Consider the following 1,803-nt stretch of genomic DNA (forward strand, 5'->3'; position numbering starts at 1 on the left):
ATTTCATGCTCAACGGGTTTGGAAAAACTCCAAAAGGGCAAACGGGTTTTTTTTGTTTCCTTTTGTGCCTCTGGCCCTTCCAGTCTGTTCCTGCCCCTTGAGCAAGCAGACGGGCACAGCACAAAGTCGGTGCAGCACCAGAGCGAGCGCAGAGCGGGAGCGCCGTAGGCCGCCGGTAGGCGTCTGGTGGGGGGTGGTGATTGCCCGCACATTCCCCCGATGCGTGACATATAACCACGCAAAACCTGTCCCGAATTTGAGACCGTAAGAATGGGCATGGAGAGGGGGAGCAGTAGCGCCGCACCGCGAGCCCCGGAGCTGTGCGAGGACGTGCGCGGGGCGGCGAAAATGCGGTTTTCGCACCTTGTATTTATACTTAAGGGATAAATGCAGGTCGTAGTTTGGGGGTCTAGCCCTAGAGCGACTGCGGTTTTTTAAGGAATTGACTGGTCAAAGAAAAACCCTGTACCTTGGGAGTTGCGACACCACCAAAGTAACAGGGGTTTTTCCGTGCATTGCTGCACCTGCAAAGAACATAACACACGTCGTTTACGACACCAAGACCCTTCTCTTTCCGACATTTCGCCACGGGATAAGCCCTGGGACGTTCACCGGGCGCAGGCGCAGGACGTGCAGGCCATTTATGGCGAGGCGCGGGAGTTTGAGCGGCTGGCGGAGCGGATTGGGAAGTGCGCGGGGGTTCTGCGGTTCAGTGAAACCCATGACCCAGAAACAGGCGAGGCCTGGTTAAAGCTCAAGGAAGCGCAGTTCTGCCGGGTGCGGCATTGCCCTGTATGCCAGTGGAGGCGTTCGCTCATGTGGCAGGCCCGTTTCTACCAAGCACTACCCGGCCTCATAAAAGCCCATACAGGGGCGCGGTGGCTCTTTCTGACCCTCACGGTGCGAAATTGCCCCGTGGAAGATCTACGGGCCACCCTAAAGGCTATGAACGATAGCTGGCGTCGGTTGGTGCTTCGACCAGAGTTTAAGCTCGTGCAGGGCTGGATACGGACAACCGAGGTGACGCGGGGCAAGGACGGTTCAGCGCACCCGCACTTTCATGCGTTGCTGATGGTGCCGCCTTCGTATTTCCGGGGCCAGAGTTACGTCAAACAGGCCCGCTGGGTGGACGTGTGGCAGTCCTGCGCTCGGTTGAACTATGCTCCAAGTGTGGACGTGCGGGCAGTTCATCCGCGTAAGGGCGCGGATGGGGAATTGCAGGCTATTCAGCAGGCGGCGGCGGAGACCCTGAAATACGCGGTGAAGCCTGCCGACATGACGACCGACCCGGAATGGTTCATGGAATTGACGCGACAGGTTCACAAACTGAGGTTTGTGGCGACTGGGGGTGCGCTGAAAGACGTGCTCAAGGAAGGGCAGGAGAGCGACGAGGAACTTGCTCTGACCGATGGAGACGGGGAACAGGACGATGGGGGGCGTGTCGGGTTTAACTGGCGTCCTGCTGACCGGAAATATCGCCGTTACCGTCAGGCCGATGCGGAACCGTCAGCCCTCATTCATGACCCCAGACGGATCGACATTGAGGACGGATGAGACGCACGCAAACAGAGTTTGCATAAGTGCGCCCTTAGCAGGGGTTTCTTTGGAGTAATTTCAAAAACTCGGCCCTACTTGGCCCTACTCGGCCCGAAATCAGAAAAATTGCTGATGGGGCCAAGTAGGGCTGAATAAGACAGAAACTGAATAGGCAAGATATGTTGCCCGGTACCGGGCAACGGACTTACTCGCATTTCATGCTCAACGGGTTTGGAAAAACTCCAAAAGGGCAAACGGGTTTTTTTT

At 57.0% G+C, this 1,803-nt stretch carries 1 protein-coding gene; it reads left to right on the forward strand.

What is annotated here, in order from left to right; genetic code table 11:
- Nucleotides 1–630 precede the first annotated feature (630 nt).
- Nucleotides 631–1,554 carry a protein rep gene (locus APA10_RS14225; protein ID WP_250697759.1) on the forward strand — a complete coding sequence of 308 codons (924 nt, stop codon included), beginning with the start codon at nt 631–633 and terminating at the stop codon, nt 1,552–1,554.
- The last annotated feature ends 249 nt before the right edge of the window (nt 1,555–1,803 follow it).

The organism is Acetobacter pasteurianus subsp. pasteurianus LMG 1262 = NBRC 106471, assembly GCF_000285275.1.
GTDB lineage: Bacteria > Pseudomonadota > Alphaproteobacteria > Acetobacterales > Acetobacteraceae > Acetobacter > Acetobacter pasteurianus.